This window comes from Brevundimonas sp. MF30-B, assembly GCF_004683885.1.
GTDB lineage: Bacteria > Pseudomonadota > Alphaproteobacteria > Caulobacterales > Caulobacteraceae > Brevundimonas.
Genome location: NZ_CP038440.1, coordinates 322,505 through 348,503 on the forward strand (window position 1 = coordinate 322,505; position 25,999 = coordinate 348,503).

At 67.3% G+C, this 25,999-nt stretch carries 28 protein-coding genes and 2 tRNA genes; 18 read left to right on the forward strand and 12 right to left on the reverse strand.

What is annotated here, in order from left to right:
* Positions 1-23 precede the first annotated feature (23 nt).
* From nadA to E4M01_RS01635, 5 genes are all read right to left on the reverse strand, one after another.
* A complete protein-coding gene (gene nadA, locus E4M01_RS01615; RefSeq protein WP_135066460.1) occupies positions 24-1,103 on the reverse strand; it encodes a quinolinate synthase NadA in 1,080 nt (359 codons plus the stop codon).
* A gap of 195 nt (positions 1,104-1,298) precedes the next feature.
* Positions 1,299-2,390: a Glu/Leu/Phe/Val dehydrogenase gene (locus E4M01_RS01620; protein WP_135066463.1), complete on the reverse strand. Its 1,092-nt coding sequence runs from the start codon at positions 2,388-2,390 to the stop codon at positions 1,299-1,301.
* An 86-nt stretch (positions 2,391-2,476) separates the two neighbouring features.
* Positions 2,477-3,493, reverse strand: a complete 1,017-nt coding sequence (locus E4M01_RS01625) for an alpha/beta fold hydrolase (RefSeq protein WP_135066466.1) — start codon at positions 3,491-3,493, stop codon at positions 2,477-2,479.
* A complete protein-coding gene (locus E4M01_RS01630) occupies positions 3,493-4,074 on the reverse strand; it encodes a uracil-DNA glycosylase family protein (protein WP_135066469.1) in 582 nt (193 codons plus the stop codon). The genes E4M01_RS01625 and E4M01_RS01630 overlap by 1 nt, the downstream gene beginning before the upstream one ends.
* Complete coding sequence (locus E4M01_RS01635; protein WP_135066472.1) at positions 4,071-4,343, reverse strand: DUF3253 domain-containing protein; 273 nt, start codon at positions 4,341-4,343, stop codon at positions 4,071-4,073. Before E4M01_RS01635 ends, E4M01_RS01630 begins: the two co-directional genes overlap by 4 nt.
* 96 nt (positions 4,344-4,439) lie before the next feature.
* Between E4M01_RS01635 and E4M01_RS01640 the strand changes: the two genes are divergently transcribed.
* Together E4M01_RS01640 and ispG are read left to right on the forward strand one after the other, a co-directional pair.
* Positions 4,440-4,874 carry a PaaI family thioesterase gene (locus E4M01_RS01640; RefSeq protein WP_135066475.1) on the forward strand — a complete coding sequence of 145 codons (435 nt, stop codon included), beginning with the start codon at positions 4,440-4,442 and terminating at the stop codon, positions 4,872-4,874.
* Between the two features lie 81 nt (positions 4,875-4,955).
* Positions 4,956-6,092: a flavodoxin-dependent (E)-4-hydroxy-3-methylbut-2-enyl-diphosphate synthase gene (ispG, locus tag E4M01_RS01645; RefSeq protein ID WP_135066478.1), complete on the forward strand. Its 1,137-nt coding sequence runs from the start codon at positions 4,956-4,958 to the stop codon at positions 6,090-6,092.
* Between the two features lie 16 nt (positions 6,093-6,108).
* On the opposite strand, the gene E4M01_RS01650 is transcribed toward ispG, so the two are convergent.
* The 3 genes from E4M01_RS01650 to E4M01_RS01660 all read right to left on the reverse strand — a co-directional run bounded on the left by E4M01_RS01650 (position 6,109) and on the right by E4M01_RS01660 (position 9,254).
* Positions 6,109-6,399, reverse strand: a complete 291-nt coding sequence (locus E4M01_RS01650; RefSeq protein ID WP_135066480.1) for a hypothetical protein — start codon at positions 6,397-6,399, stop codon at positions 6,109-6,111.
* Between the two features lie 105 nt (positions 6,400-6,504).
* A complete protein-coding gene (gene motA, locus E4M01_RS01655; RefSeq protein ID WP_135066483.1) occupies positions 6,505-7,374 on the reverse strand; it encodes a flagellar motor stator protein MotA in 870 nt (289 codons plus the stop codon).
* Between the two features lie 80 nt (positions 7,375-7,454).
* On the reverse strand, positions 7,455-9,254 hold the full coding sequence (locus E4M01_RS01660; RefSeq protein ID WP_135066486.1) for a long-chain-acyl-CoA synthetase: 1,800 nt from the start codon (positions 9,252-9,254) through the stop codon (positions 7,455-7,457).
* 238 nt (positions 9,255-9,492) lie between these two features.
* Here E4M01_RS01660 and E4M01_RS01665 point away from each other — a divergent pair, with 238 nt between their 5' ends.
* The 13 genes from E4M01_RS01665 to E4M01_RS01725 all read left to right on the forward strand — a co-directional run bounded on the left by E4M01_RS01665 (position 9,493) and on the right by E4M01_RS01725 (position 20,257).
* A complete protein-coding gene (locus E4M01_RS01665) occupies positions 9,493-9,954 on the forward strand; it encodes a peptidase S1 (protein ID WP_135066489.1) in 462 nt (153 codons plus the stop codon).
* A 133-nt stretch (positions 9,955-10,087) separates the two neighbouring features.
* Positions 10,088-10,606, forward strand: coding sequence for a hypothetical protein (locus E4M01_RS01670; protein ID WP_135280305.1), 519 nt, complete (start codon positions 10,088-10,090; stop codon positions 10,604-10,606).
* Positions 10,607-10,737: 131 nt separating this feature from the next.
* Positions 10,738-12,795 (forward strand): TonB-dependent receptor domain-containing protein, encoded by a 2,058-nt coding sequence (locus tag E4M01_RS01675; RefSeq protein ID WP_135066495.1) that lies wholly within the window; start codon positions 10,738-10,740, stop codon positions 12,793-12,795.
* 90 nt (positions 12,796-12,885) lie between these two features.
* A tRNA-Leu gene (locus tag E4M01_RS01680) sits at positions 12,886-12,972 on the forward strand.
* 103 nt (positions 12,973-13,075) lie between these two features.
* On the forward strand, positions 13,076-13,690 hold the full coding sequence (locus E4M01_RS01685) for a ribonuclease D (protein ID WP_135066498.1): 615 nt from the start codon (positions 13,076-13,078) through the stop codon (positions 13,688-13,690).
* Positions 13,691-13,694: 4 nt separating this feature from the next.
* Entirely contained in the window at positions 13,695-14,354 is a 660-nt protein-coding gene (lptC, locus tag E4M01_RS01690) for an LPS export ABC transporter periplasmic protein LptC (RefSeq protein ID WP_135066501.1), read from the forward strand.
* 2 nt (positions 14,355-14,356) lie between these two features.
* A complete protein-coding gene (locus E4M01_RS01695; RefSeq protein WP_135066504.1) occupies positions 14,357-14,845 on the forward strand; it encodes an LptA/OstA family protein in 489 nt (162 codons plus the stop codon).
* A 33-nt stretch (positions 14,846-14,878) separates the two neighbouring features.
* Positions 14,879-15,640: an LPS export ABC transporter ATP-binding protein gene (lptB, locus tag E4M01_RS01700; RefSeq protein ID WP_245158333.1), complete on the forward strand. Its 762-nt coding sequence runs from the start codon at positions 14,879-14,881 to the stop codon at positions 15,638-15,640.
* A gap of 22 nt (positions 15,641-15,662) precedes the next feature.
* Positions 15,663-16,949: an SDR family oxidoreductase gene (locus E4M01_RS01705; protein ID WP_135066510.1), complete on the forward strand. Its 1,287-nt coding sequence runs from the start codon at positions 15,663-15,665 to the stop codon at positions 16,947-16,949.
* Complete coding sequence (locus tag E4M01_RS01710; protein WP_135066513.1) at positions 16,946-17,416, forward strand: DUF2269 domain-containing protein; 471 nt, start codon at positions 16,946-16,948, stop codon at positions 17,414-17,416. The genes E4M01_RS01705 and E4M01_RS01710 overlap by 4 nt, the downstream gene beginning before the upstream one ends.
* A 79-nt stretch (positions 17,417-17,495) precedes the next feature.
* Positions 17,496-19,004, forward strand: a complete 1,509-nt coding sequence (gene rpoN / locus E4M01_RS01715; protein WP_135066516.1) for an RNA polymerase factor sigma-54 — start codon at positions 17,496-17,498, stop codon at positions 19,002-19,004.
* A 62-nt stretch (positions 19,005-19,066) separates the two neighbouring features.
* Positions 19,067-19,723: a ribosome hibernation-promoting factor, HPF/YfiA family gene (hpf, locus tag E4M01_RS01720; RefSeq protein WP_135066519.1), complete on the forward strand. Its 657-nt coding sequence runs from the start codon at positions 19,067-19,069 to the stop codon at positions 19,721-19,723.
* A gap of 69 nt (positions 19,724-19,792) precedes the next feature.
* On the forward strand, positions 19,793-20,257 hold the full coding sequence (locus E4M01_RS01725) for a PTS sugar transporter subunit IIA (RefSeq protein WP_135066664.1): 465 nt from the start codon (positions 19,793-19,795) through the stop codon (positions 20,255-20,257).
* A gap of 4 nt (positions 20,258-20,261) precedes the next feature.
* On the opposite strand, the gene E4M01_RS01730 is transcribed toward E4M01_RS01725, so the two are convergent.
* The 4 genes from E4M01_RS01730 to E4M01_RS01745 form a co-directional block, all read right to left on the reverse strand.
* A complete protein-coding gene (locus tag E4M01_RS01730) occupies positions 20,262-20,522 on the reverse strand; it encodes a DUF1150 family protein (protein WP_135066522.1) in 261 nt (86 codons plus the stop codon).
* A gap of 55 nt (positions 20,523-20,577) precedes the next feature.
* Complete coding sequence (locus tag E4M01_RS01735; protein ID WP_135066525.1) at positions 20,578-20,997, reverse strand: Hsp20 family protein; 420 nt, start codon at positions 20,995-20,997, stop codon at positions 20,578-20,580.
* A gap of 165 nt (positions 20,998-21,162) precedes the next feature.
* Positions 21,163-21,238: transfer RNA gene (locus tag E4M01_RS01740), tRNA-Ala, on the reverse strand.
* A gap of 157 nt (positions 21,239-21,395) precedes the next feature.
* On the reverse strand, positions 21,396-21,857 hold the full coding sequence (locus E4M01_RS01745) for a TIGR02300 family protein (protein ID WP_135066528.1): 462 nt from the start codon (positions 21,855-21,857) through the stop codon (positions 21,396-21,398).
* A gap of 131 nt (positions 21,858-21,988) precedes the next feature.
* Here E4M01_RS01745 and aroA point away from each other — a divergent pair, with 131 nt between their 5' ends.
* From aroA to rpsA, 3 genes are all read left to right on the forward strand, one after another.
* Complete coding sequence (gene aroA / locus E4M01_RS01750; protein WP_371682908.1) at positions 21,989-23,305, forward strand: 3-phosphoshikimate 1-carboxyvinyltransferase; 1,317 nt, start codon at positions 21,989-21,991, stop codon at positions 23,303-23,305.
* A complete protein-coding gene (gene cmk / locus E4M01_RS01755; protein WP_135066534.1) occupies positions 23,302-23,940 on the forward strand; it encodes a (d)CMP kinase in 639 nt (212 codons plus the stop codon). Before aroA ends, cmk begins: the two co-directional genes overlap by 4 nt.
* Before the next feature lie 167 nt (positions 23,941-24,107).
* Positions 24,108-25,808: a 30S ribosomal protein S1 gene (gene rpsA, locus E4M01_RS01760; protein WP_135066537.1), complete on the forward strand. Its 1,701-nt coding sequence runs from the start codon at positions 24,108-24,110 to the stop codon at positions 25,806-25,808.
* Positions 25,809-25,999 lie beyond the last annotated feature (191 nt).

Here is a 25,999-nt window from a genome sequence, read left to right on the forward strand (position 1 = left end):
GCGAGGGGACCGGTCGTCGCGCCTCAGATCAGCTCCACATCCACACGGTGGCGCGCCTTGAACAGGTCGTAGCGCGCCGGGATGGCGGGCGGCGGCAGGTCGATCATCCGTTGCACGGCCAGACGGCCGCGTTCGGCCATGTCGTCGGGCACCGTCACCTCGAACTGCATGTTGACCAGGCAGTCGCGGATGTTGGTCAGGGTGATGCGCTTCATGTGCGGGCACAGGTTGCACGGGCCGATGAAGTCGACGCCGGGCACGTCGCCCTTCACGTTGGACGCCATCGAGCACTCGGTGATCATCACCACCTGCTTGGGCCTGCGCGCCTCGACATAGTCGATCATCGCCGCAGTCGAGCCGGCGAAGTCCGACGCGGCCAGCACGTCCTCGGGGCATTCCGGATGAGCCAGGATCTCGGCGCCCGGATAGGCGGCGCGCATCTCCTGGATGTCGGCGGCGGTGAAACGCTCGTGCACCTCGCAGCGGCCCTTCCAGGCGATGATGCCCACGGTGGTCTGGGCCGCGACATTGCGGGCCAGGAATTCGTCCGGGATCAGGATGACCCGGTCCACGCCCCACTCTCGCGCGGCCCATTCGACCACTTGGACGGCGTTGGCCGAGGTGCAGCAGATGTCGGTCTCGGCCTTCACGTCGGCGGTGGTGTTCACATAGGTGACGACCGGCAAGCCCGGATAGCGCTGCTTGATCAGGCGCACGTCCGCGCCCGTGATCGACGAGGCCAGCGAGCAGCCGGCGCGCAGATCGGGGATCAGCACCGTCTTGGACGGGCTGAGGATCTTGGAGGTCTCGGCCATGAAGTGCACGCCGGCCTGGACGATCACCTTGGCGTCCGAGCGCGCGGCCTCCTTGGCCAGGCCCAGGCTGTCGCCGACATAGTCGCCGACGCCGTGAAAGATTTCGGGCGTCATATAGTTGTGGGCCAGGATGACGGCGTCGCGCTCGCGCTTCAGTCGGTTGATCTCGCTGATCAGCCGCGCCTGATCGGGCCACTCCATCGGGGTGACGAATTCCTTGACCTTGTCCCAAACGGGCGCGGTCTCGCGTTCCATCTCGCGCGACAGTCCGAAAGCGCCGTCCGCCATGCTCATCTCCGTCGGATATGCTCTATGTGAGCAAATCCCAGGGCCGATAAACGCCGACAAGGTTCTAGTTTACCAGCGACTTATGCTCACTTTCAGTATAAGCGGGTGCAATCTAGTCCGGCGCGCCGGAAATGCAAGCGGCGCCGCGTCAGGATCGACGCGGCGCCGCAGCACCGATCAGCAATGGAATGAGGCTCAGGCCGCCTTCAGACGCTCGGCCTTGGCGTCGGCCGCAGCGGCGATGCGCGCCTCGGCGATGGCGTCGGCGATCTCGTGCGTCGGCCGCTTTTCGGATTTGGCGCGCTCCAGCACCTCCTCCAGCGTCTCCATGAGGCGCGACAGCTTGGCCTCGACCCAGGTCGGATCGTAGGCGCCGCCGCTTTCGCGGGCCTTGAGCTCGGAGGCCACATTGATGATGCCGCCGCCGTTCACGACATAGTCGGGCGCATACAGCACGCCGCGCTGGAACAGGGCCTGGCTGATGTCCGCCGTGGCCAGCTGATTGTTGGCGGCTCCGACGACAGCCTTGACCGTCAGTCGGTCCAGCGTTTGCGGGTTCAGCGTCGCGCCCAGCGCGCACGGTGCGTAGATGTCGGCCTTGACGTCATAGATGGCGTCGGGCGCCACGATCTGCGCATTGGTGCGGGCCGCGACCTCTTCCAGCAACTCGGTGTTGACGTCGGTCATGACCAGCTTGGCGCCGGCGGCGTGCAGCTTGTCGGCCAGATAGCCGCCGACGTGACCGATGCCCTGCAGAGAAATCGTGAGTCCGGTCAGGTCGTCCTGGTTCCACAGGCGGCGCGCGGCGACCAGCGTCGAGCGGAACACGCCCTCGGCGGTGACCGGGCTGGGGTCGCCCGAGGCTTCCGGCCCTTCGCTCAGGCCCAGCACATAGGGGGTGACCTTGCGGGCTTCGGCGATGTCGGCGACCGACACGCCCACGTCCTCGGCCGAGTAGTAGCAGCCGCCCAGGGTGTCGAGCGCACGACCGAAGGCGTGGAACAGCTCGGGCGTCTTCTGGGTCTTGGAGTCGCCGATGATGACCGACTTGCCGCCGCCCATCTCCAGGTCCGCAACGGCGTTCTTGTAGCTCATGCCGCGCGACAGACGCAGCACGTCCTCCAGCGCTTCGGCCGAGGAACCGTAGTTCCACATGCGGCAGCCGCCGACGGCCGGACCGCGCGCGGTGGAGTGAACCGCGACGATGGCCTTCAGGCCGGTCTTTTCGTCAAAGAAGGCGTGCACGCCTTCGTGGTTCGCGAACGAGGGTGAATCGAACAGCGTCATGCCCTGAACCTGGCCTTCCCTTGGGATATTATTTTGCGGGCCAGATACGCGCCCGCACGGGCGGGGGCAAGCGTCGCCGTCCGGCCTCAGCGCCGATTGAGGCTTTCGGCCACAGTCGGCGCGCCGCTGGGCAAGGGGGCGGCCGCGTCGCGCAGATAGGCCTCGACGTCGCGATAGACGACCTCGCCGCCTAGGTCGCGGTTCAGGATGTGCCAGCCATCGATGTAATAGCCCGTACGCAGGTGCGGGGCGTCGCCTGCTCGGGCCAAAGCCCGCCGCATCGGGCCCTTCTGGACGATCTGATCGTGGCCGCCATACAGCAGCAGCGTCGGCGCCCCGCCGCGCCCCAGGCTGCGGGACGCCGTCTCCATCAGGCCCACCAGCCCCGACAAGGTGTCGAACCGGGTCGACAGGATGGTCTCCGGATCGCGCCCGTTTCGGATCAGTTCCAGCAGGTTGTCCGACGCGCGAATGCGCCGGGTGACGAACTCGGGCGGCTGCACGGCGCGTTCGCCCAGGGCGCGCGCGGCGACCCATAGCCCGGCGCGGTTGAAGGCGTTCTGGCTGGACCAGCCCCAGACGCCGGGCGCCAGCAGCACGACGCGATCGGCCGCCGGGGGCCGGTCCGAGGCGAAGGCGGCGGCTGCGACCGAACCGCCCATGCTTTCCCCCACCACCGCGATCAATGCGCGCGGATGAGTCTGGCGCGCCAGCGCGACGGCGGTGCGCAGATCCTCGACCATCAGGTCTTCGCCCGCCCAGGTCCCGCGACCGGGCGCGCCGCCGAAGCCGCGCTGGTCATAGGCCCAGGTCTCGATCCCGCGCGCCGCCCACCAAGGGCCGGCCAGGCGGAAGGAGGCGTTGTGGTCATTCATGCCGTGCAGGGCGACGATCACGGCCCACGGCTCTCCGTCGTCGGGCGTCCAGCGCAGCAGGGGCAGGCGCGCGCCGTCGCCCATCACCAGCGCGCCTTCCAGACCGGGCGCCGCAGCCTCGACACGCGGACCGGCGAAACCCTCGGGCGGGGTCAGCGGCGACTGCACATAGGGGGTGGCGCAGGCCGCCAGCATCAGCGCCGCGCAGGCAATAAACAGCCGGCGCATCACGACAGAATGTCCCGCACCCGGCCACGCAGATAGGGGACCACCTCGGCCTCGAACCACGGGTTCCTCCTGAGCCACGCCGTATTGCGCCATGACGGGTGCGGCAGTGGCAATACGTGAGGCAGATACTCGCGCCAGGCTGCCACGGTTTCGGTCATGTTGGCCTTGGCCCGGCCGCCCAGCGCCCAGGCCTGGGAATGGCCGCCGACCAGCAGGGTCAGTTCCATCGCCGGCAGGGCGTCCAGCAGACGCGGCCGCCACAGCTGGGCGCAACGCTTCGGCGGCGGATAGTCGCCGCCTTTCGGCGCCGTGCCGGGATAGCAGAAGGCCTGCGCCGCCACGCCCAGGCGACGGTCGCCATAGAAGGTCTCGGAATCGACGCCCATCCAGTCGCGCAGGCGATCGCCGGACGGGTCGGTGAAGGGCAGACCGCTCTCGTGCACGCGCCGCCCGGGGGCCTGGCCGCAGATCAGCAGACGCGTCTCGGGAAACACCCGCACCACCGGCCGGGGCTCGTGGGCCAGTTCGCCGGCGCAGGCCCGGCAGGCGCGGATGTCGTCGAGAACGGTCTGGAGGCTCATTCAGCCTCGGATGTGGTCCCCTCGCCCTCGTTCGGCAAGCGCAGCCGGATCACGCCCTTGAAGGCGTTCGGATCGACCGGTTTGCCCTTCTTGGTGATGACAAGGCGGCCTTCGCGGGCCAGGCCGACGGCGACGCCGCGCACCTTGCCCATCATGCGCTGCCACTGTTCCGGCTGCAGGCTCTTGGCCACTTCAGACGGGCAGATGCTCTTGCCGGCTTCGCGGCGGGACAACAGGTTGAAAATCTCGGCTTCGATCGGATCGCTCATTGCGCCTATATGCTGCATTGCGAGAGCGAGAAGAAGGCCTGGATGTATCGGGCCTCAAGCCGCGCGAAGCGCGATAGGCCGTCAAGGATTCCAGAAATGGTCGCCAAGATTACAATCACCGAAGGCGAGTTCGCCGGCTGGCAGACCTACGACCTGCACGGCACGTTCGATCAGGTGGTGGGGCCGTTCTATTTCAGGCCCGACGCGGACGGGCGGATGCGCTGCGCCTTCCGGGCCGAACAGAAGCACATGAACGCCGGCGACCGGATGCACGGCGGCTGCCTGATGACGTTCGCCGACATCGCCCTGTTCCAGACCGCCTATCAGGAAATGGAGGGCAAGAACGGCGTGACTGTGCAGTTGGACTCCACCTTCATCGACGGCGCGAGGGTTGGCGAGCTGGTCGAGGCCACGGGCGAGGTAGTGCGCGCGGGGGGCTCGCTGATCTTTGTGCGAGGACAGATCACCACGGGCGACCGCATGCTGATGACCTTCTCGGGCGTGATCCGGAAATTCGAGAGAAGGCCCTAGGCTGGCGACCGTGACGTCATGCAAAGACGCCGGGCCTGCGTCGTAGCGTCGTCGTAAGGGGCGCCCTATGTTGTCGCCGTCATGAGCACCTCATCCGATCTCGGCCATATCAGGCCTTGGCGCCATATCGAACGGCGCAGAAGCCGCCAGATCCGCGTGGGCGCGGTCCTGGTCGGCGGCGACGCGCCGATCAGCGTCCAGTCCATGACCAACACCCCGACCTCTGACGCCGCCGCGACGATCGACCAGATCCGTCAGCTGGAAGAGGCCGGCGCCGACATCGTGCGCGTCTCCTGCCCGGACGAAGAGTCCACCGCCGCCTTCCGCACCATCGCGCGCGAGGCCAAGGTTCCCTTGGTCGCCGACATCCATTTTCACTACAAGCGCGGGATCGAGGCGGCCCAGGCTGGCGCCGCCTGCCTGCGCATCAATCCGGGCAACATCGGCTCGGCCGACCGCGTGCGCGAAGTGATCCAGGCCGCCAAGGACCACGGCTGCTCCATGCGCATCGGCGTCAACGCCGGCAGTCTGGAAAAGGAGCTGCTGGAGAAGTACGGCGAGCCCTGCCCTGACGCCATGGTCGAGAGCGCGCTGAACCACGCTCGCATCCTGCAGGACCACGACTTCCACGAGTTCAAGATTTCGGTGAAGGCGTCCGACCCTTTCCTGACCGTCGCCGCCTATCAGCAGCTGGCCGAGGCCATCGACTGTCCGCTGCACCTGGGCGTGACCGAGGCGGGGCCGTTGCGCACCGGCACGATCAAATCGGCCATCGGCATGGGCTCGATGCTGTGGGCCGGGATCGGCGACACCATCCGCGTATCCCTGGCCGCCGACCCGGTCGAGGAGATCAAGGTCGGCTTCGACATCCTGAAGTCTCTGGGCCTGCGTCACCGGGGCGTGAACATCATCGCCTGCCCCTCGTGCGCGCGTCAGGGCTTCAACGTCATCGAGACGGTGGGGATTCTGGAAGAAAAGCTGGCCCATGTGACCACGCCGATGTCGCTGTCGATCATCGGCTGTGTCGTGAACGGGCCGGGCGAGGCGCTGTACACCGACGTCGGCTTCACCGGCGGCGGCAAGGGCGCGGGCATGGTCTATCTTAACGGCAAGATCGCCCACAAACAGGCCAACGACGGCATGATCGACGAGATCGTGGCGCGGGTCGAAGAGAAGGCCGCCGAGCTTGAGGCGGTGAGAGCGCGGGCGGCCGGCTAGGGCCGCCCGGCTGAAATCACCGTGCGGGCGGCGTCGTGGACGATCCCATGCCGTCCGGCGCGGGATCGGGCGGCAGGGTCGGCGGGGTCTGGCCGGGCGCCATGGGGTCGGTGGTGGGAACCGTGCCAGCCGGCGGCATCGTGCTGTCGCTCGGGGCCGGGGCCATGTCGGCCGGCGGCATCGGCGCCGTGGTCGTCGCGTCCATGCCGGTCGTGGTTTCGGCGGGCATGGTTTCATCGCGGTTGTCGCCGCAGGCGGCCAGGGCCAGGGCCGCGGCGCCGGCCAGCAGAAGTGCGGTCGTCTTCATGGAAAGTCCTCCAGGCTCGATCGCTTAGGGCCAAGGCGGCTCGCGCGATCGTTACCGGAAGACAACCTGCGTGATCCGCACCTGTTCCCTAGCGATGATCGCCGATCAGGCGTCGGTGGGGGCGGCTGACAGCGCCTCTTCCATTTCGGAGAAGGACGGCTGGGCGTCCGACGGAATGTCGCCGCGACCGATCTCGACCGAGATCTGGGCGGCATTGCCGTGCAGGTGGGCGACCAGCACCGACTGGATGATCTTGTAATACGCGCCGTCGCCCTCGATCACTTCCTTCAGGCGCGTCGCCATCGGACCAACCAGGCCATAGGCCAGGAAGACGCCCAGGAAGGTGCCGACCAGGGCGCCGCCGATCATGCCGCCCAGGACTTCCGGCGGTTCGGTGATGGCGGCCATGGTCTTGATGACCCCCAGCACGGCCGCGACGATGCCCAGCGCCGGCAGGGCGTCGGCGGTGTTCTGCAGGGCGTGCGCGGGCGCCAGGGCCTCGTGATGGTGCTTCTCCAGCTGCTTCTCCATGGCGTCCTCGATCTGATGCGGATCCTCGAGGTTCATGGTCATCATGCGCAGGGTGTCGCAGATGAAGTCCGTGGCGAAGTGGTCCTTCAGCACCTTGGGGTATTTCTGAAATATGGTGCTCTCGGCAGGCTTTTCGATGTGGCTTTCCAGGGCGATGACGCCCTTTGACTTCATCGTCTTGGTCAGCTGGAACAGCAGGCTCAGCAGGTCCTTGTAGTCCTGCTTTTTCCACTTGGGCCCGCCGAAGATGCGGCCGAAACCCCCTGCCACGCCTTTCAGCGTCGTCATCGAGTTCGCCATGACGAGCGCCGCGACCGCCGCGCCGCCGATCATCATCATCTCATATGGCAGGGAATGGAGAATGACCCCCATCTTGCCGCCGGCGATGGTGTAGCCGCCAAAGACCATGCCGAAGAGCAGCACGATGCCGATGATCTGGAACATGGGTGCGCGAAGGTCCGGCCGGGATAAGGACCTTCACCATGGCGGTTAATGCTTAAGGGGCCGTTGTCGTCGAACGCCGATCAAAGGCGCACCTCTCCCGAAACGATAGCCTCTCGCGCCTTCGGGCTGAGCTTCTGATACCCGGTCTTTCCGCCGCGCACGTAGAGGTTGGCGCCCGTCTTCTCCAGATCAAACCCGTCCCGAACGAGATCGATCTTGCGGTACTTGAACGTCCCGGTCGTCTCGGCCGCCTGGATAAGACGAACGAACACGGGACGAGCGTAGGGCGGCAACTGCTCATCGACGTGCGCGGCGAAGGCGGCGGGGCTGAAGCGGCCCTCAACGACCAGTGCGACCATGCCCGCCTTCCCGTCGTGCCCGGGGGTCGGGACGCCGTAAGCGATCACCTCCTGGACGCCGGGGGCCTCGGCCAGCCGCTGCTCGACCTCCGAGGTGGAGACGTTCTCCCCCTTCCAGCGGAAGGTGTCGCCGATTCGGTCGACGAAATAGAAGTAGCCGTCGGAATCCTGGCGCATCAGATCGCCGGTTCGGAACCAGCGGTCGCCGCGCTTGAACACATCCGTCAGAATTTTCTTCTGAGTGGCGGCCTTGTCGGCATAGCCCGAGAAGTCGTGGCGCACATCGTCGCCGATGGCGCCGATCGCCTCGCCGATCTCGCCCACAGACGCCTGGCGGCATAGTCCATTGGCCAGACGAACGGGTTCCTCGGTCTCGACGTCGAACGCCACCAGCTTGATATTAAGCTGCCTTTTCAGGAAGCCAGGCACTCGGCCGACCGCCCCCGGGCGGCCGTCGAAGTTGAACAGCGAGACGTTGCCTTCCGTCGAGCCGTAGAACTCGAGAATCTCGGGGATGGCGAAGCGGGCCTGGAACTCGGGCCAGACATCGGGCCGCAGACCGTTGCCGAAGGCCAGCCGCAGCTTGTGTCCACGCTCCTCGGGCTGTTCGGGCGAGTTGACCAGGTAGCGGCAAAGCTCGCCGATGTAGACGAACATGGTCGCGCCTACGCTATGGACGTCTGGCCAGAACCCGCCGGCCGAGAAGCGCCTGCGCAGCACCAGCTTGCCGCCGTTCAGGAGAACCGAGCCGACGCCGACCATGCCCCCGGTCGAGTGGTAGAGCGGCAGGACATTGATGAGCACATCCTTTTCGGTGGAGGCCGTAGCCCCGGCGAACGCGCGCATGTACGTCCGGGCGCGTGAGTGAGGAATCCGGGCGGCCTTGGGCAGGCCGGTGGTTCCCGAGGTGTAGATAAACAGCGCCGTATCGCGATTGGTCAGGCCCTGGCGAAGGTCGCGGTTGGGCCGCACGCTGGAGGCCGATCGCACCGCCGCGTCCAGGGAGCGGCGCTCGCTGGCCTCATGCTCCGACCGAAGACCCAGAGCCCAGACCATCAGGGTGCGGTCCACGAGCGGCCGCGCCTCCTCGACGCAGGTCCAGCAATCCTGATCCGTCACCACATTGAATGCGCCCGAAATGGTCAGGCAGTGGGCCAGGGCGTGGCCGGTGAGGTTGGTGTTTATGAGCGCCGTGGCCACCCCGACCTTGGAGAAGCCCAGCCAGGCGGCCAGATAGTCGGCCCGATTGGTCATCATCAGGGCCACGACGTCGCTGCGCCGGAGGTTGCGGCTCTTGGCCCAGTGGCCGTAGCGGTTGGCCAGAGCGTCCAGCTCTCGATAGGTCAGACTGCGGTGCTCGTCCTGGACCGCGACGTTGTCGCCGAACTTGTCGACCGCCTCCTCAAAGTCGTCGCAGATCAGGACGTCGCTATCCAGTTGGATCGGCTTGATGCGCTTCAGCAGTCGACGCAGGCCGCCGACGAACTTCAGGTCACGTCGGATATTGGCCGCCAGCCCCATGTCGCACTCCCAGTCCTGCCGTCCCTTGGGTGTGGGGCATGGCGCGGGGGCCGGTCAACCGCACATGGACTATTGGCGAGCGGGAAAAAGCCATTTGCGATCACGCGTTGCGCAACTGCGGCGGTTAACGCAGCGTCAATGATGCGGCGGGTTGTCGCGGCTGTCAGCTAAGGTGTAGCTTCGTGGAACAGCGGTCATCGGCATAGGGCTGTCAGGCCGCCTGCGGGACATCGCCTCCATGAAACTGATCATCGCCGCCGCCGCCGCGCTGATGGGCCTGGCCGCATCGGCCCACGCACAGGACTACAATGGTTCGCCGAACTTCGGCGAAGTCCATCTCCAAGCAGGATTCACGCCCGACCCGCACCTGACCAGCCTGCGCGCAGGCGGGAGCATCGACGCGTCGACCCGGTTCAATGAGTGCCAAGGCTACATCACAAACGCGCCCGACGTGCGCCTGCACTGGACCGGATCGAGCTCGTTGTCGCTGAAGATCTCAGCTCAAGCTTCGGCGGATGTGACCCTGGTGGTGAATGGACCCGACGGCCAGTGGTACTGCGACGACGATTCCGGCGAGGGGACCAACCCGTCGTTGACGCTCAAGCCCCAGGCCGGGCGGTACGAAATCTGGGTGGGGACCTACTCCAGCGGGGAAACACAGCGGGCGATCCTCTCGATTTCGGAGCTGGAAAGCTTCTGATCCAAAAGCGGCGCCGTTGTCGCCGCAACTGTGGCGACAACGGTTTTTCTTGAAGGTTTCGAGCCTATTCGCGGAACGGCGCTTGGCCGATCGGGTTTCCCTGACCATCGTTATGGAGGACCCGACTATGTCAATGACCTATTCGACCGACCGTGAGCCCGGCATCTTCGAAGAGACCCTGCCGCCCCGCGAGGCGGAGACGCGTCGCGCGCCCGCCCGTCGCAAGGCGCGCGCCGGCAAGCCGATCAAGACTTGGATGATCCTGGCCCCCCTAGGCGCAATCGTGCTGGTGGGATCCGGCGCCCTCATGCTGCAGGGGGGCGACAACACGACCGCCGCTCTGACGGCCGAGCCGGCGGCGACAGCGCCCACGCCGGCAACGTCGCTTGCAGCGCCCGTAGCGCCAACGGCGACCGAAACAACCCCGGCTCCGATCCCGGCTGCGCCGGTCGAGACCTCGCCCGCTCCCGTTCAGCGCGCCGCATCTCAGACCCGGGCGGCAGCCCCGGCAGCGGCGGCCGCCGAGACGCCGGTCGAACCCGTCGGCCCGCGTCCCTACGCCGCAGAGGCCCCTCCCACGGCCGCTTTGAACGCCCCGCCGGCTTCGGCGGCGCCCCCGCCGCCCGCCATCACTACTCAGCCGCTGATCTGAGGCGGCGGCAAGGCCCCGGTTCGCCGGGGCCTTGCCAATTTGTAATCCGACAGGCCCCCGTACAAGCGGTTGCGCGTGGTTACGGTATAACATATGCACCCTGGCAAATCTTGATGACCTTCGAGTGAGCCATGCGCCTGCGAACCTGCCTTCTCGCCTCCGCCTCCGTTCTGCTGATCACCGCGCCGGCGGCCGCTGGAGCGCGCGATGACCTGCCTCAGGCCGGTCCGACGACCGCCCTGCTGCCGGACGTGGTTGTCACCGCCGACCCCCTGGGTCGCGATCGTAACGACGTCGTGTCGAACGTCGCGGTCCTGTCGGGTGATGAACTGGTGCATCGCCGCCAGGGCACCCTGGGCGAGACCTTGAACGGACTGCCGGGCGTGAACGCCGATCCGTACGGCGGCGGCGCCGGTCGGCCCGTGGTGCGCGGCCAGACGGCGCCGCGCGTAAAGGTGCTTTCGGACGGCGTCGGACTGCTAGATGCGTCCGAGGTTTCTCCTGATCACGCTGTGACCGGCGAACCTCTTCTGCTTCAGGGGGTCGAGATTCTGCGCGGTCCTTCGGCCCTGCTGTACGGCGGCGGCGCTATCGGGGGCGCGGTCAATCTGATCGACAACAAGGTGCCGACCGCCATTCCCGCCAACGGCGGCGAGGGGGTGATCGAGGCGCGCCTCGGCACGGCGGACGACGAAGAGGCGGGCGTGATCGGCCTGACCGCAGGCGGGGGAAACTTCGCTCTCAGAGTCGAGGCCGTCGGCCGCAAGACGACCGACTACAAGGTGCCGGATTTCGACGAGGCCCGTCTGGACGGAACGTTCAACGAAACTTCCACCGGCACCATCGGCCTCTCGTGGGTCGGAACTCGCGGCTACCTCGGCGCCGCCTACACGGAGCAGCGCAGCCAGTACGGCTTGCCCGGCCACGAGCATGAGTATGAGGATTGCCACCCTCACGGCTCCAGCCTGCATTGCGGCGGCCACGATCACGACGAGGACGACCACGATCATGACCACGACCATGATCACGATGACCACGCCGTTCCCTTCGTCGATCTGCTGAGCAAGCGCGTTGACATCCGCGGGGAGATTCGAGACCCGTTCGCCGGCGTCGAGCGCATCCGAGTGCGCGGCGGCTTCACCGACTACCAACATCAGGAGATAGAGGACGGCGAAGTCGGCACGACCTTCACCAACAAGGGCCATGACGCCCGCTTCGAGGTGCAGCACGCGCCGATCGCGGGCTTCCGCGGCGTCGTCGGCTTCCAGACCTCGCGCAGCGACTTCGCCGCCGTCGGCGACGAGGCCTTCCTGCCGCCCAGCCGCACCGACAGCCAGGCCGTCTTCCTGCTGGAAGAGAAGGTCATCGGCGACTGGCGTCTTGAAGGCGCGGTGCGTCAGGAATGGCAGCAGGCCTCAGCCGACGGCCAGCCCGACGCCGATCATTCGCCCTTCTCGATTTCGGGCGCGGCAAGCTGGCGCTTCTCGCCCGGATGGACGGCGACCCTGGCCCTGGCCCGCTCGCAGCGCGCGCCCAGCGCCCAGGAGCTGTATGCAGACGGCGTGCACCTGGCGACCAACACCTTCGAGATCGGCGATGCGGACCTGGACGTCGAAACCAGCTACTCGGCCGAGCTGACCCTGAAGCGCACCCAAGGCGCCCTGACCCTGACCGGCAGCGCCTATCGCTACAACTATGACGGCTACATCTTCGCGCGCACCCTGGACCAGTTCGAGGAGTTCCGCCTGATCCAGTACAGCCAGGCCGACGCCAGCTTCACCGGTGTGGAAGGCGAGGCGCGCTGGGCGTTCCAGCCAGGTCTGTCGGCAGCGGTGTTCGGCGATTATGTGCGCGCCGAGTTCGACGAAGGCGGCGACCTGCCGCGCATCCCGGCCGCGCGCCTGGGCGTGCGGGGCGACTTCACCACCGGCGCCTGGTCGGGCGGAGCCGAGTATGTCCGCGTGTTCGAGCAGAACGACATCGCCCCGTTCGAAACCGTTACGCCCGGCTACAACATGATCAACGCCACCCTGGCCTATGATCTGAACCTCGGCCCGGCACAGACCCAGGTCTATGTGCGCGGCACCAATCTGCTGGATGAAAAGGCGTTCAACCACGCCTCCTACCTTGCTGACGTTCAACCGCTGCGGGGCCGCAACTTCGTCGTGGGGGTGCGCGCGCGCTTCTGATGCGGAAACTGTCGCATACAGGTTAAAAGGCCTGTTGACCGGCGAAAGGCGGGCCCCTATAGGTCCGCGCCTCCGAGGGGAAACCCCCGGGCCCAGATGGCGGAATTGGTAGACGCGCTGGCTTCAGGTGCCAGTGGCTTAACGGCCGTGGAGGTTCGAGTCCTCTTCTGGGCACCATCATTCGAAACGGCGTCGCGCCTCACGGTGCGGCGCCGTTTCTGCATCCGGCGAACGGCCCAGCCTCTCGCCTTGGGGCCGCAGGCCGATTACTTAGGACGCCATGACCGTTCATCTGCACCACGGCGACCTGCCTGACGACCTGGACCTGGGACCGGTCGTCGCCATCGATTCCGAGACGCTGGGCCTGCGCTTCCGCCGCGACCCGCTGTGCGTGGTTCAGCTGTCGTCCGGCGACGGCGACGCCCATGTGGTCCAGCTGAACCGCCCCGCCTACGACTGCCCCAATCTGAAGCGGCTGCTGACCGATCCCGACGTGCTGAAGATCTTCCACTTCGGCCGCTTCGACATCGGCATGTTCCAACTGCACCTGGGGGTGGAGACCCGCCCAGTCTATTGCACCAAGATCGCGTCCAAGCTGGCGCGCACCTATACCGACCGGCACGGGTTGAAGGACGTGGCGCGCGAGTGCGCTGGCGTAGACCTGTCCAAGGCCCAGCAGTCCTCCGACTGGGGTGCGGCGGTGCTCACGCCCGCCCAGCTGGAATACGCGGCCTCGGACGTGCTGCACCTGCACGCCATCCGGGCGCGCCTGGACGAGATGCTGGCCCGCGAGGGCCGCACCGAGCTGGCCCGCGCCTGTTTCGACTTCCTGCCGACGCGCGCCGCGCTCGACCTCGCCGGGTGGGACGAGATCGACATCTTCGCCCACAGCTGAACCCATGGACGAACCGCTCGACCCTCGCGAGGAGAGACGCCGCGCCGACGAGGCGCGGGTCGCCCAGGCGGGCGAGCGGTGGCGCGCGCGCTCACGTCGGGTCAGGCTGTACCGCCGACTGCTGCCGATCCTGATCCTGGCGCTGGCCGGCGCCACCCTGACCTGGACGGTCTTCCGCACCGTCATGAGCGATGTGGAGCGGCGAGCCAGCCAGACGCAGGGGATCGAGCTGGAAAAGCCGATGTTCCACGGCCAGGACGATCAGGGCCGCTCCTTCACCGTCGGGGCTCAGGGCGCCGTACGGGATCCGGCGACCGGACAATTCCGGCTGATCGGGCCCGCTCTGAAGCTGAACCTGGGCGGGGCCAAAGTCACCGAAATCACCGCCGACGGGGGGCAGTACGACCCCGACGGACGAAACGTCGTCATCGGTCCGAACGTGCGTATCTCCGACGGCGGCTCGGGCTTCACCCTCACCACGCCCGAGGCCGTGGTCGACACCCGCACGGGCGTCGTCACCGGATCCAAGGGCGTTCAGGCGTCGGGCCCCCTTGGAAGCCTGACCGCTTCGTCCTATGCGATCTATGACCAGGGCGAGCGCGTCGAGTTCAAGGGCTCTGGCGACACCAAGATTCGCGGCGTGTTCAACGTCGCCGGGAGCTGACCATGTCGAAACCCGTCCTCGCACTTATTCTAGCCGCGGTCGCCCTGGCCGGCGCAGCCACGGCCCAGACCCAGGCCCGCCAGACCGTGAGCAACCAGCCCATTTTCTTCGGCGCAGACGACGGCGGCGTGACGCCGGGCGGTTTCGCCCTGCGCGGACGGGCCGAGGTCATCCAGGGCGAGAACCGTCTGCGGGCGAACTCGATCGAGATCGCCCAGAACGGCGGAACGACCACGGGCGCCACGGCTTCGGGCGACGTCTATTACGTCACCCCCAATGAAAGCATCCGCGGCGACCGCGCCGTCTATTCCGTTTCGGCCGCCACGGTGACCGTCACGGGCGATGTGATCCTGACCCAGGGCCGAAACGTCCTCACCGGCGGTCGTCTGGTCTACAACATCGACACGGGCGAGGCGCAGATGGCTGGCGCGCCGCGCGGCGGAGGCGCGGGCAACCGCATCCAAGGCGTCTTCTATCCGACGCAGGACTGAACCTTGGCCCGCAAGGAACTCTCGGCGCTCAACCTGCATGACGACGCGGAAGCCCCCGCGCCAGCGGCCGTGGCCCGTGAGACGGGCCTGCGGGTCAACCACATCGCCCGCGCGTTCGGGGCCCGCCAAGTCGTCCAGGATGTCTCCCTGACCGTCCAGCGCGGGGAGGTCGCGGGCCTGCTTGGCCCCAACGGCGCAGGCAAGACCACCTGCTTCTACATGATCACCGGCCTCATCCCGGTCGATTCCGGGTCGATCTGGCTGGACGGCGAGGACATCACCGCGCAGCCCATGTATCAGCGCGCCCGCATGGGCCTGGGCTATCTGGCGCAAGAGGCCTCGATCTTCCGCGGCATGACGGTGGAGCAGAACATCCGCGCCGTGGTCGAACTGCGCGAGCAGGGCGCGGCCATCGGGACGGAGACCAGCCGTCTGCTTGAGGAGCTGCGCATCGACCACCTGCGCCACGCGCCGGCCGCCGGTCTGTCGGGCGGAGAGCGCCGCCGCGTGGAGATCGCGAGGGCCCTGGCCGGTCGGCCCAGCTTCATGTTGCTCGACGAACCGTTCGCCGGCATCGACCCGCTTGCCATCGCCGACATCCGCCAAGTGATCCGCTATCTGTCCGGCGAGGGCATCGGCGTGCTGATCACCGACCACAATGTGCGCGAGACGCTGGACATCATCGACCGCGCGGCGATCATCTCGGCCGGGTCGGTGCTGTTCGAAGGCACTGCCGAAGAGGTCATCCGCGACCCCGAAGTCCGCCGCGTCTATCTGGGCGATCTGTACGCCTGACGCCGAACAAGAAGGGGCGGTCGTGAGGGTTCTGGTGGTCGGGGGATACGGCCTGATCGGCGCGCAGGTGGTCGCCCGACTGCTGTCGCAGGGTCATCAGGTCGTGGGCGCGGGGCGTGCGGTGTCGTCCGCCCGTCGCCGCCTTCCATCGGCCGTCTGGATTGACCTAGACATGGGACGCGCCTCGGACGCCGAATGGGCTGAGGCGCTCAGCGGGATCGATGCGGTGGTCAACTGCGCCGGCGCGCTTCAGGATGGTCCGACGGATGACTTGCAGGCGGTGCATCAGAGGGGTCTGCAGGCCCTGATCCAAGCCTGCGCGCAGACTGGAATCCGTCGCCTGATCCACATCTCGGCCTCAACCATCGACGGCCGCACAGACGCCTTCAGCGCCACCAAGCGCGCGGGAGAGGCGGCGGTCAGCACAAGCGCGCTCGACTGGGTGATCCTGCGTCCCGGTCTGGTGCTGGCCCGAAGCGTCTACGGCGGAAGCGCCCTCTTGCGAGGCTTGGCGGGCTTTCCGTGTTTCATCCCGGTGGTGCACGCCGACGCCCTGGTGCGGGTCGTGTCGGCCGACGATGTCGCGGATGCCGTCGTGCGCGCCCTTCGGCCCGACGCGCCGGTTCGGGTGGCTGTCGACCTGGTGAGCGCTGAAGCGACGACCCTTGGCGATCTGCTGAGGAGGCTTCGAGGCTGGCTGGGTCTTGCGCCCGCTCCGATCGTCTCCGTGCCGCCGATCTTCGCCAGGCTCACGGGCCACGCGGCCGACGCTCTGGCCTGGCTAGGCTGGCGCGGCCCCCTGCGCACGACCGCCTTGTCGCAGTTGGCGGGCGGCGTCGGTGGACGGCCGGAAGACGCAGCGCGGCTGGGCCTGACGCTGCGCCCGCTGGCCGCCGTTCTGGAAGCATCGCCGGCTTCGGTTCAGGACCGCTGGCATGCGCGGCTGTACTTCCTGAAACCCGCTGTTCTGGCCGGGCTGGCGCTGTTCTGGCTAGCATCCGGCGTGGTAGGCGCGCTCAGCTTCGAGGCGGCTGTTTCGGTCCTGACCAACGCCGGGATGACGACGCCCCCTGCACAGGCCGGCGTTCTGGCGGGCGTCGTGGCGGATGTCGCCCTGGGCCTGATGCTGATGTTCCGGCGGTCCGCGCCCTGGGCGCTGAAAGGCATGGTGCTGGTGACGGGCGCATATCTTTTGGGCGCGACGGTCTGGGCGCCTGGGCTGTGGGCCGACCCGCTGGGCCCGCCGGTCAAGACCCTTCCAGCCGCGCTGCTGGCGCTCTGCGCCTTGGCTCTTCTGGAGGAACGATGAGCCTGTTCCTGCTGGTGAAACTGGCGCACATCATCGGCGCGACCGTGCTGTTCGGGACGGGGGCTGGCATCGCCTTCTTCATGCTGATGGCGCATCGGACCGGAAGTCCGCAATTGATCGCGCACACGGCGGGCGTGGTGGTCGTGGCCGACACCCTTTTCTCAGCGACGGCCGTCGTCCTGCAGCCTCTGACCGGCCTGTGGCTGGCGCAAATGGCTGGCTACGGGCTGCTCGAGCCGTGGATCGTGGCCAGCCTGGCGCTCTATGTCGTAACGGGCGTCTTTTGGCTGCCGGTGGTGTGGATTCAGCTGCGGCTGCGCGACCTCGCACGCCAGTCGGTTGAGACCGGCGAAGCCCTGCCTGCGGCCTACCACCGTCTGTGGCGCATCTGGTTCGCCTGCGGTTTCCCCGCTTTTGCCGCGGTGCTTGCGATCCTGTGGCTGATGGTGGCGCGACCGACGTTCTGACGTTGGGGAGCCGTTAACCCCTTTGGCGACACAGTCGCCAAAGCAAGTTCCGGGCCAGTCGCCCGGCGGGGGCGCCACGGTGATCGGTCAGAGGCTGGAGGTCAGGCAGGGGCAGGGGCTGGTCATCACGCCCCAGTTGCAGCAGGCCATCAAGCTGCTGCAACTGTCGAACCAGGAGCTGGATGCCTTCGTAGAGGCCGAGCTGGAACGCAATCCCCTGCTGCAGCGCGACGAGACCGACGCCAATGGCGAGACCGAGGCGACGCTCCAGCGTGAAGACGCGGCCGATCGCGCCGAAATGAGCTTCGAGGACGGCCGAGCCGGCGACGGCGGCGACGCGGTAGACGCGGGCTCTGACGACATCCACGGCGACGCCGCCCCGGGCGAGCGCACCTCCGACCGCATGGCCGAAGACAGCCAGCCCGGACTGAACGACTGGTCGCGTGTCGGCTCGGGCGGCGGGTCCTTCGACGGCGAAGGCGGCGAACTGCCCGACAGCCGCGCCGTGACCCTGTGGGAGCATCTGCAGGCCCAGGCCTCGTCGGCGCGCCTGTCGCCGGCGGACCACGCCATCGCCCTGGCCCTGATCGACATGACCGACGAGGGCGGTTACCTGCGCGGCGAACTGGCCGAGGTGGCCGACCGGCTGGGCTGCGGCCTGGATCGGGTCGAGGCGGTGCTGGCCGTCTGTCACGGCTTTGAGCCGACCGGCGTCATGGCGCGATCGGTGCCGGAATGCCTCAAGCTGCAGCTGATCGAGCGCAACCGCTTCGATCCGGCCATGGGCTGCCTGCTGGACAATCTGGACCTGCTGGCGCGGCGCGACCTGGCGGGCCTGCGCAAGGTCTGCGGCGTGGACGCCGAGGACGTGGCGGAGATGGTGGCCGAGCTGAAGGCTCTGACGCCGCGACCAGGCGCGGGCTTCGGCGGCGAGCCGGCTCAGACGGTGATCCCCGACGTCCATGTGCGGGCCGACCCGGCCGGCGGCTGGAAGGTCGAGCTGAACGCCGACACCCTGCCGCGCCTGCTGATCGACAAGCGCTATCACGGCGTGGTGGCGGGCGGTGCGCGCTCGGACACCGAAAAGACCTTTGTGGCCGACTGCGCGGCCCAGGCGAACTGGCTGGTCAAGTCGCTGGACCAGCGGGCGCGCACCATCCTGAAAGTGTCGTCCGAGATCGTGCGCCAGCAGGACGCCTTCCTGGCCTTCGGCGTCGAGTTCCTGCGCCCCCTGACGCTCAAGACCGTGGCCGACGCCATCGAGATGCATGAATCGACGGTCAGCCGGGTCACGTCCAACAAATATGTCTCCACCCCGCGCGGCGTTTTCGAGCTGAAATTCTTCTTCACGGCGGCGATCCAGTCCGCCGACGGGGGCGCCGCCCACTCGGCCGAGGCGGTGCGTCACCGCATCAAGGGTCTTATCGACGGCGAAGCGGCGCAGGGCGACGTTCTGTCCGACGACAGGATCGTGGAAATTCTCAACGAGGCCGGCGTCGACATCGCGCGCCGTACCGTCGCCAAATATCGGGAAGCCTTGCGGATTCCGTCGTCGGTCCAGCGCCGGCGCCTGCTCAAGGCCGGCTGAAGCCTCACCACAAATCGGTGATCGGCGTTGACACCAAACCGGGGTCGTCGCGTTCTATCGACATGCAAGTCCAAGTGAGCGGCAAGCAAGTGGATGTCGGCGAAGCGTTAGGCTCGCGCATCTCCCAGGAACTCGAAGACGGAGTTGGAAAATACTTCGAACGCGGCGGTCAGGACGCCGAGGTCGTGGTGTCCAAGGACGGGCACGGCTTCAAGGTCGATTGCTGGGTCAGGCTGGCCTCGGGCCAGTCGCTGGTGACCAGCGGTCAGGGCGGGGACGCCCATTCCGCCTTCACCGATAGTCTCGAAAAACTCGAGAAGCGGGTGCGCCGCTACAAGCGTCGCCTCAAGGATCACCACATCGGTCCCAAGGGCCTGTCGCCCGAGAAGACCGAGGACGCAGCCCGCGACGTGGCCCGCTCGATCGTGCTGCGGGATCCCGACACAGTCGAAGACGACGCGTTCGGCGAAGCGGGGCGTCCGGACGAGCCCCCGCCTGTGGGCATGGTCATCGCCGAGACCGAGCACGAGATCCGCACCATCACGGTGGGCAGGGCGGTGCTCGAGTTAGACATGACCGGCTACCCAGTTGTCTTGTTTCGCAATGCGGCGCACGGCGGCCTGTCGGTCGTTTACCGACGGCCCGACGGCAATGTCGGCTGGATCGACCCCGAAAGGACGCTGAAGGCCAACGGCAAGTCGAACGGCTCGACCGGTTAAGCTTTCAATGGGACGGCGCACCGGTTAAACGGCCCGCCGTCCCTTGTGCGGGGTCAAAGCGGGGTCGTGATGGATATCGGTAATCTGCTGGCGGCGGACGGCGTCTTGCTGAGGGGGTCCGCCTCCTCCAAACGTCAGGCTCTGCATCTGGTGGCAGAAGCGGCCAGCCACGCGCTCGGCATCGATGAGGCCAAGGCTTACGTCGCCTTAGCTGAGCGAGAGAGCTTGGGCTCGACCGGCCTGGGAGCCGGTGTTGCGGTGCCCCACGCCAGGATCGAGGGACTGGACCGCGTTTGGGCGGTATTGGTGCGGCTCGAGACGCCGGCGCCCTTTGATGCCTTGGATGACCGGCCCGTCGATCTGCTCATGGGGCTGTTCGGCCCGCCAGATGCGGGCGCTGAACATCTGCGGGCGCTGGCTGCTGTGTCCCGGGCGCTGCGCGCGCCAGCGTTCCGCGAGCGCCTTCGGCAGGCGCGGACAGCGGACGCCGTGCGCGCCGTTTTCGTCGAAGAAACGACCCAAACCGCTGCTTGACGTCCTAGTGGACGGAAACGGGCTCTAACTCGTGGGCCACGGCGGCGGCGAAGGCGGTGGCGCGGTCTATCATGACCGCCAAACGCTCGCCGTCGGCGCCATGCACGGCGTAAAGCGTCTGATCGGGATCTATCTCCAACCCCTGGGCCGTCTCGACCTGGGCGTCGGCGAGTACGTCCGCCGCCTTGATTTCGCGGACATAAACCAGGTCGGGAGCACCCAGACCGGCGAAGTCTTCCTTAGTCATGATGGTCTCGGGCGTCATGGTGACCGCCTCCTTCAAAGGTGCAACGCCCGGATCGCCGAGCGGTTCGACCGCCTCAGCCGGTCGTGATGGGGATGCTCTGGACGGTCGCCTTCTGGTCTGGACGCAGCAGGTCGACGTGCAGCAGGCCGCGCTCCAGGCGCGCACCCTGGACTTCCAGCCCGTCGGCCAGGACGAAGCTCCGCACGAAGCCCCGCGCCGCGATGCCGCGATGCAGAAAGGCCTGTTCGCCGCGGCTCTGATCGTCGCGCTTGCCCGCGATCGTCAGCTGACGCCCTTCGATCGTGATGGCCAACTCATCGGACGTGAAGCCCGCGACCGCCAGGGTGATGCGAACGGCGGCGTCGCCTGTCTGCTCGACATTGTACGGCGGATAGCTTTCGGCCGCAGCCTTGGCGGCCCGGTCGATCAGGGCTCGGGTGTGGTCGAACCCCAGCAGGAAGGGGCTGTCGAACAGCACAGTGCGCGTCGTCATCTCAGTCGGTCCTCGAAAGCGACCTGACCGTCGGCGTCTCCCGTCATCGGCAAGCCGCCCGGCCGTCCAAGAAGATGGTGGGCTGTCGTGGCGCGATCAAGACGCGCCGGCGCGACCTGAAGCCGCAAATGGAAAACCCCCCGCCGGGTCTCGGCGAGGGGTTTATGGTGGAGCTAAGCGGAGTCGAACCGCTGACCTCTTGAATGCCATTCAAGCGCTCTACCAACTGAGCTATAGCCCCGGACCGTTTCGGCCTGGTCCGCCGGTTCTTCTTTCGAAACGCCCCGGCGAGGCGGCGGAAACTATGTCAGGGCCTGACGGTGATCAAGACCCGTCCCGCATTTATTTTCGCCCGGCCAGGACACTGCGAAAACCGGGCGAAAACAGATGGTTGAGCGTTAATCGTCATCCTTGGAAGGCTTGGCGATCTCGTCGTCGAAGGAATCGTCATCCTCGTCTTCGATGAAGGGGACGGAATCGTCGTCATCGTCGTCGCCGAGGTCGTCGTCGCCGTCCGACGACCCCATGCCGGCGTCGTCATCGGAGGATTCGTCGTCGTCGTCGTCCGGAGTGACGATCGGTTCATGGCCTTCCTGATCGATCTCGGGGGTCGAGGTTTCCGCTTCCTCGTCCTCGTCGTCGCTCTCGCCCGACTTGTCCTTGACCTGGTCTTCGGCGTCTTCATCGGCGGCATAGCCCGCCGGGCGTCCGCGACCGATGGTGCGCCGGTTCTTCAGCGCCTCTTCGGGGTCGAACTCGGTGTCGCACTTGGGGCAGTGGGCGGGACGACGGGTCAGGTCGTAGAACTTAGCCTGGCAGTTCGGGCAGACCTGCTTGGCGCCCAGTTCGGGATTGGCCACGGACGATGCTCTCGAAAAGGGGTGATTTCGGGCGGCTCCCTTGCCACCCCCAAGGGCCGCTGTCAAAAGCTCTCTCTTCTCTACCCCATTTGGGCGCCGCCCGGCGCGCGATCCGCAAACGAGACCGCCGGGTGACGACCCCCTCCATCCTGACCTCCAGACCGTCCAATCCACTCCGGGGACACGTGCGCGCGCCGGGCGACAAGTCGATGTCGCACCGGGCGCTGATCCTGGGGGCGTTGGCGACCGGCACGACGCGGATCGAGGGGCTTCTGGAGGGCGAGGACATCCTGGCCACCGCCCGCGCCGTCCAGGCTTTCGGCGCCAAGGTCGAGCGCACCGGCGAGGGCGCCTGGCGTGTCGAGGGCCAGGGTGAGTTCCGCACGCCGGCCGATGTCATCGACTGCGGCAACGCCGGAACGGGGGTTCGTTTGCTGATGGGCGCCGCAGCCGGCCAGCCGGTCGAGGCGACCTTCGACGGCGACGCCTCGCTGCGCAAAAGGCCGATGAAGCGTGTGACCGACCCCCTGACCGCCATGGGCGCCCGCTTCGCCTGGCAGGGCGCCGAGGACCGGTTGCCCGCGACGCTCAAGGGCGGCGGGCTGAGCGCCATTCATCACGTCCAGACCGTGGCCTCGGCCCAGATCAAGTCGGCGATCCTGCTGGCCGCCCTGACGGCCGAGGGCGAAACCTGCGTCGTCGAGCCGGAGAAGAGCCGCGACCACACCGAGCGGATGCTGCGCGCCTTCGGCGTGGAGGTTTCCGTGGTCGCCGAGGGCCAGGGCTGGCGAATCCGGCTCAAGGGCGGCCAGACGCTGAAGGCGGCGGTCGTGGCCGTGCCGGGCGACCCGTCGTCGGCGGCCTTTCCGCTGGCGGCCGGCCTTATCGTGCCGGGATCCGAGGTGACGGTCGAGGGCGTCATGCTGAACGCCCTGCGTACGGGCCTTTTCGACACCTGGATCGAAATGGGAGCGGACCTGACCATCGCCAATCGCCGCCAGAGCGGCGGCGAGGACATTGGCGACGTCACCGCCCGCCACTCGCGCCTGAGGGGCGTGGTCGTGCCTGAAACGCGCGCCGCCTCCATGATCGACGAGTATCCGATCCTGGCGGCCACCGCCGCCTTCGCGGAAGGACAGACCATCATGCGCGGCGTGGGCGAGATGCGGGTCAAGGAAAGCGATCGCATCCGTCTGATGGTCGACGGCCTGCGCGCCTGCGGCGTCACTGTCGAAGAAGAGGCGGAAGGGTTCATCGTCATGGGCGGCGCAGTCCGCGGCGGCGCGATCGTCGCCACCGCCCACGACCACCGCATCGCCATGAGCCACCTGATCCTGGGCCTGGCGGCTGAACAGCCCGTGTCGGTGCTGGACCCTAAGATGATCGCCACCAGTTTCCCCGACTTCGTCGAACTGATGCAGGGTCTGGGCGCCGAGGTGGGCCCATGAGCGGCCTCATCATCGCCGTCGACGGCCCGGCCGCTTCGGGCAAGGGCACCATCGCCTCGCGGCTGGCGGCGCATTACGGCCTGCCGCATCTGGATACGGGCCTGCTCTATCGGGCGGTGGGCCTTAGCCTGCTGGACCAGGGCGTGTCACTGGACGACGCGCAGGCCGCCGAGGCGGCGGCGCGGGCGCTGGACGTGTCGGGCCTGTCGGACAATCCGAGGCTGATCGAGCGCGGAACCGGCGAGGCCGCCAGCCGCGTAGCCGGCCATCCCGGCGTGCGCGCGGCCCTGCTGAAGCTGCAGCAGGATTTCGCCGCCCTGCCCGGCGGGGCGGTGCTGGACGGGCGCGACATCGGCACGGTCATCGCGCCGGACGCGGTCGCCAAGCTGTTCGTCACCGCCAGCCCGCACGTGCGCGCCACGCGGCGCTGGACCCAGTTGACCAAGCGCGGCGAGGTCATCGCCTTCGAGGACATGCTGGTCGACATCATGCGCCGCGACGAGCGCGACGCCGGCCGCGGCGCCGCGCCCATGGTCCAGGCCGCAGACGCGGTCTTGCTGGACACGACAGAGATGGATATAGAAGCCGCCTTCGATGCGGCCCGCCGTATCGTCGAGACGGCGCGCGCGAACTAGGCCCTCAGGCCCTTTCGCAAATCCAACGCTCCCACCCTCGGCTTCCGCGGGCGATCGGGTCGAGCTTCGGCCCCGCATCCTGACGACCTGCCTTTTCTTCTGACAACCACTTCGCGCGGGGCCGTTCGGTCGCGCGCCATAGCCCTTTCCTCCAACCCCAGAGCTTCATGACCGATACCCTGAACCCCACCCGCGACGATTTCGCCGCGCTGCTCGACGAACAACTGCAAGGCCGCGACCTCGGCGAAGGCCAGGTCGTGCACGGCCGCGTGGTCGGCATCGAAAAAGACATCATCATCGTCGACGTCGGTCTGAAGACCGAAGGCCGCATCGCCGCGCGCGAGTTCGGGCAGGGCGAAGGCGCCGTCATCCCCAAGGTGGGCGATAACGTCGAAGTCTATCTGGAGCGCGTCGAGAACGCCCTGGGCGAAGCCGTCATCAGCCGCGACAAGGCTCGCCGCGAGGAAGCCTGGACCCGTCTGGAAGGCGTGTTCGCCGAAGGTCACCCGGTCAACGGCGCCATCGTCGGCCGCGTCAAGGGCGGCTTCACCGTCGACCTGGGCGGCGCCTCGGCCTTCCTGCCCGGCAGCCAGGTCGACATCCGCCCGGTGCGCGACGTCGGCCCGCTGATGGGCAAGGAACAGCCCTTCGCCATCCTGAAAATGGACCGTCCGCGCGGCAACATCGTCGTCTCGCGCCGCGCCATCCTGGAAGAAGCCCGCGCCGAACAGCGCACCGAGCTGGTCGGCCAGTTGGCCGAGGGCGAAGTCCGCGAAGGCGTGGTCAAGAACATCACCGACTACGGCGCGTTCGTCGACCTGGGCGGCATCGACGGCTTGCTGCACGTCACCGACATGAGCTGGAAGCGCGTCTCGCACCCGAGCCAGGTCCTGGCCGTGGGCGACACCGTCAAGGTCCAGATCGTCAAGATCAACCCGGACACCCAACGCATCTCGCTGGGCATGAAGCAGCTCCAGTCGGACCCCTGGGACGGCGTGGAAGCCAAGTACCCGGTCGGCGCCAAGTACACGGGCCGCATCACCAACATCACCGACTACGGCGCCTTCGTGGAGCTGGAGGCCGGTGTCGAGGGCCTGGTGCACGTCTCGGAAATGTCTTGGACCAAGAAGAACGTCCACCCCGGCAAGATCGTCTCCACCTCGCAGGAAGTGGACGTCATCGTGCTGGACGTCGACAGCTCCAAGCGCCGCATCTCGCTGGGCCTGAAGCAGGCCCAGGCCAATCCCTGGGACGCCTTCCTGGAAACCCACCCCGTCGGTTCGACCGTCGAGGGCGAGGTCAAGAACGCCACCGAGTTCGGCCTGTTCATCGGCCTGGACAACGACATCGACGGCATGGTGCACCTGTCCGACCTCGACTGGTCGGTGTCGGGTGAGGAAGCCATCCAGCGCTACCGCAAGGGCGAAATGGTCAAGGCCAAGGTGCTGGACGTCGACGTCGAGAAGGAACGCGTCTCGCTGGGCATCAAGCAGCTGGGCGGCGATCCGATCGGCGAGGGCGACACCTACAAGCGCGGCCAGCAGATCACCGTCACCGTCTCGTCGATCGAAACCGGCGGCATCGAGGTCAAGTTCGGTGAAGACGACGCGCCGGTCACGGCCTTCGTGCGCAAGTCGGACCTGTCGCGCGATCGCAACGAGCAACGTCCGGAACGTTTCGCCGTCGGCGACCGCGTCGACGCCATGATCACCGCTGTGGACAAGGCTTCGCGCCGCGTCTCGGTGTCGATCAAGGCTCTCGAGATGAAGGACGAGCAGGAAGCCATCGAACAGTTCGGTTCGTCGGATTCCGGCGCCTCGCTGGGCGACATTCTGGGCGCCGCGCTCAAGAACGCCAACAAGGAGTAGGCCTCAAGTTGCGGAGCGCCCTGCGTTCTGCGACAGGGTTTGAGGATGGGGCGGCCGGAGCGATCCGGCCGCCCTTTTCCATGCCGGCTCGCCCACGAGGCGAAGCGACCCCGCCTGGGTCGCCAGAGGCGGGAAAGAAAGCCCTTAACGACGATATTCCGCCCCAATTGGCCATGCAGGTCTTTTTCCTG

Excerpts from the sequence above, each read along its gene's own strand:
- motA (WP_135066483.1), bottom strand. The coding sequence starts at position 7,374 with ATGTTCCAGATCATCGGCATCGTGCTGCTCTTCGGCATGGTCTTTGGC.
- E4M01_RS01730 (WP_135066522.1), bottom strand. The coding sequence starts at position 20,522 with ATGACGCCCGAGACCATCATGACTAAGGAAGACTTCGCCGGTCTGGGT.
- E4M01_RS01640 (WP_135066475.1), top strand. The coding sequence starts at position 4,440 with ATGGTCGCCAAGATTACAATCACCGAAGGCGAGTTCGCCGGCTGGCAG.
- ispG (WP_135066478.1), top strand. The coding sequence starts at position 4,956 with ATGAGCACCTCATCCGATCTCGGCCATATCAGGCCTTGGCGCCATATC.
- E4M01_RS01675 (WP_135066495.1), top strand. The coding sequence starts at position 10,738 with ATGCGCCTGCGAACCTGCCTTCTCGCCTCCGCCTCCGTTCTGCTGATC.
- E4M01_RS01670 (WP_135280305.1), top strand. The coding sequence starts at position 10,088 with ATGACCTATTCGACCGACCGTGAGCCCGGCATCTTCGAAGAGACCCTG.
- lptC (WP_135066501.1), top strand. The coding sequence starts at position 13,695 with ATGGACGAACCGCTCGACCCTCGCGAGGAGAGACGCCGCGCCGACGAG.
- E4M01_RS01685 (WP_135066498.1), top strand. The coding sequence starts at position 13,076 with ATGACCGTTCATCTGCACCACGGCGACCTGCCTGACGACCTGGACCTG.
- hpf (WP_135066519.1), top strand. The coding sequence starts at position 19,067 with ATGCAAGTCCAAGTGAGCGGCAAGCAAGTGGATGTCGGCGAAGCGTTA.
- rpsA (WP_135066537.1), top strand. The coding sequence starts at position 24,108 with ATGACCGATACCCTGAACCCCACCCGCGACGATTTCGCCGCGCTGCTC.
- E4M01_RS01625 (WP_135066466.1), bottom strand. The coding sequence starts at position 3,493 with ATGCGCCGGCTGTTTATTGCCTGCGCGGCGCTGATGCTGGCGGCCTGC.
- E4M01_RS01630 (WP_135066469.1), bottom strand. The coding sequence starts at position 4,074 with ATGAGCCTCCAGACCGTTCTCGACGACATCCGCGCCTGCCGGGCCTGC.
- E4M01_RS01735 (WP_135066525.1), bottom strand. The coding sequence starts at position 20,997 with ATGACGACGCGCACTGTGCTGTTCGACAGCCCCTTCCTGCTGGGGTTC.
- nadA (WP_135066460.1), bottom strand. The coding sequence starts at position 1,103 with ATGGCGGACGGCGCTTTCGGACTGTCGCGCGAGATGGAACGCGAGACC.
- E4M01_RS01635 (WP_135066472.1), bottom strand. The coding sequence starts at position 4,343 with ATGAGCGATCCGATCGAAGCCGAGATTTTCAACCTGTTGTCCCGCCGC.
- E4M01_RS01620 (WP_135066463.1), bottom strand. The coding sequence starts at position 2,390 with ATGACGCTGTTCGATTCACCCTCGTTCGCGAACCACGAAGGCGTGCAC.
- E4M01_RS01695 (WP_135066504.1), top strand. The coding sequence starts at position 14,357 with ATGTCGAAACCCGTCCTCGCACTTATTCTAGCCGCGGTCGCCCTGGCC.
- E4M01_RS01710 (WP_135066513.1), top strand. The coding sequence starts at position 16,946 with ATGAGCCTGTTCCTGCTGGTGAAACTGGCGCACATCATCGGCGCGACC.
- E4M01_RS01725 (WP_135066664.1), top strand. The coding sequence starts at position 19,793 with ATGGATATCGGTAATCTGCTGGCGGCGGACGGCGTCTTGCTGAGGGGG.
- E4M01_RS01660 (WP_135066486.1), bottom strand. The coding sequence starts at position 9,254 with ATGGGGCTGGCGGCCAATATCCGACGTGACCTGAAGTTCGTCGGCGGC.
- E4M01_RS01665 (WP_135066489.1), top strand. The coding sequence starts at position 9,493 with ATGAAACTGATCATCGCCGCCGCCGCCGCGCTGATGGGCCTGGCCGCA.
- cmk (WP_135066534.1), top strand. The coding sequence starts at position 23,302 with ATGAGCGGCCTCATCATCGCCGTCGACGGCCCGGCCGCTTCGGGCAAG.
- E4M01_RS01650 (WP_135066480.1), bottom strand. The coding sequence starts at position 6,399 with ATGAAGACGACCGCACTTCTGCTGGCCGGCGCCGCGGCCCTGGCCCTG.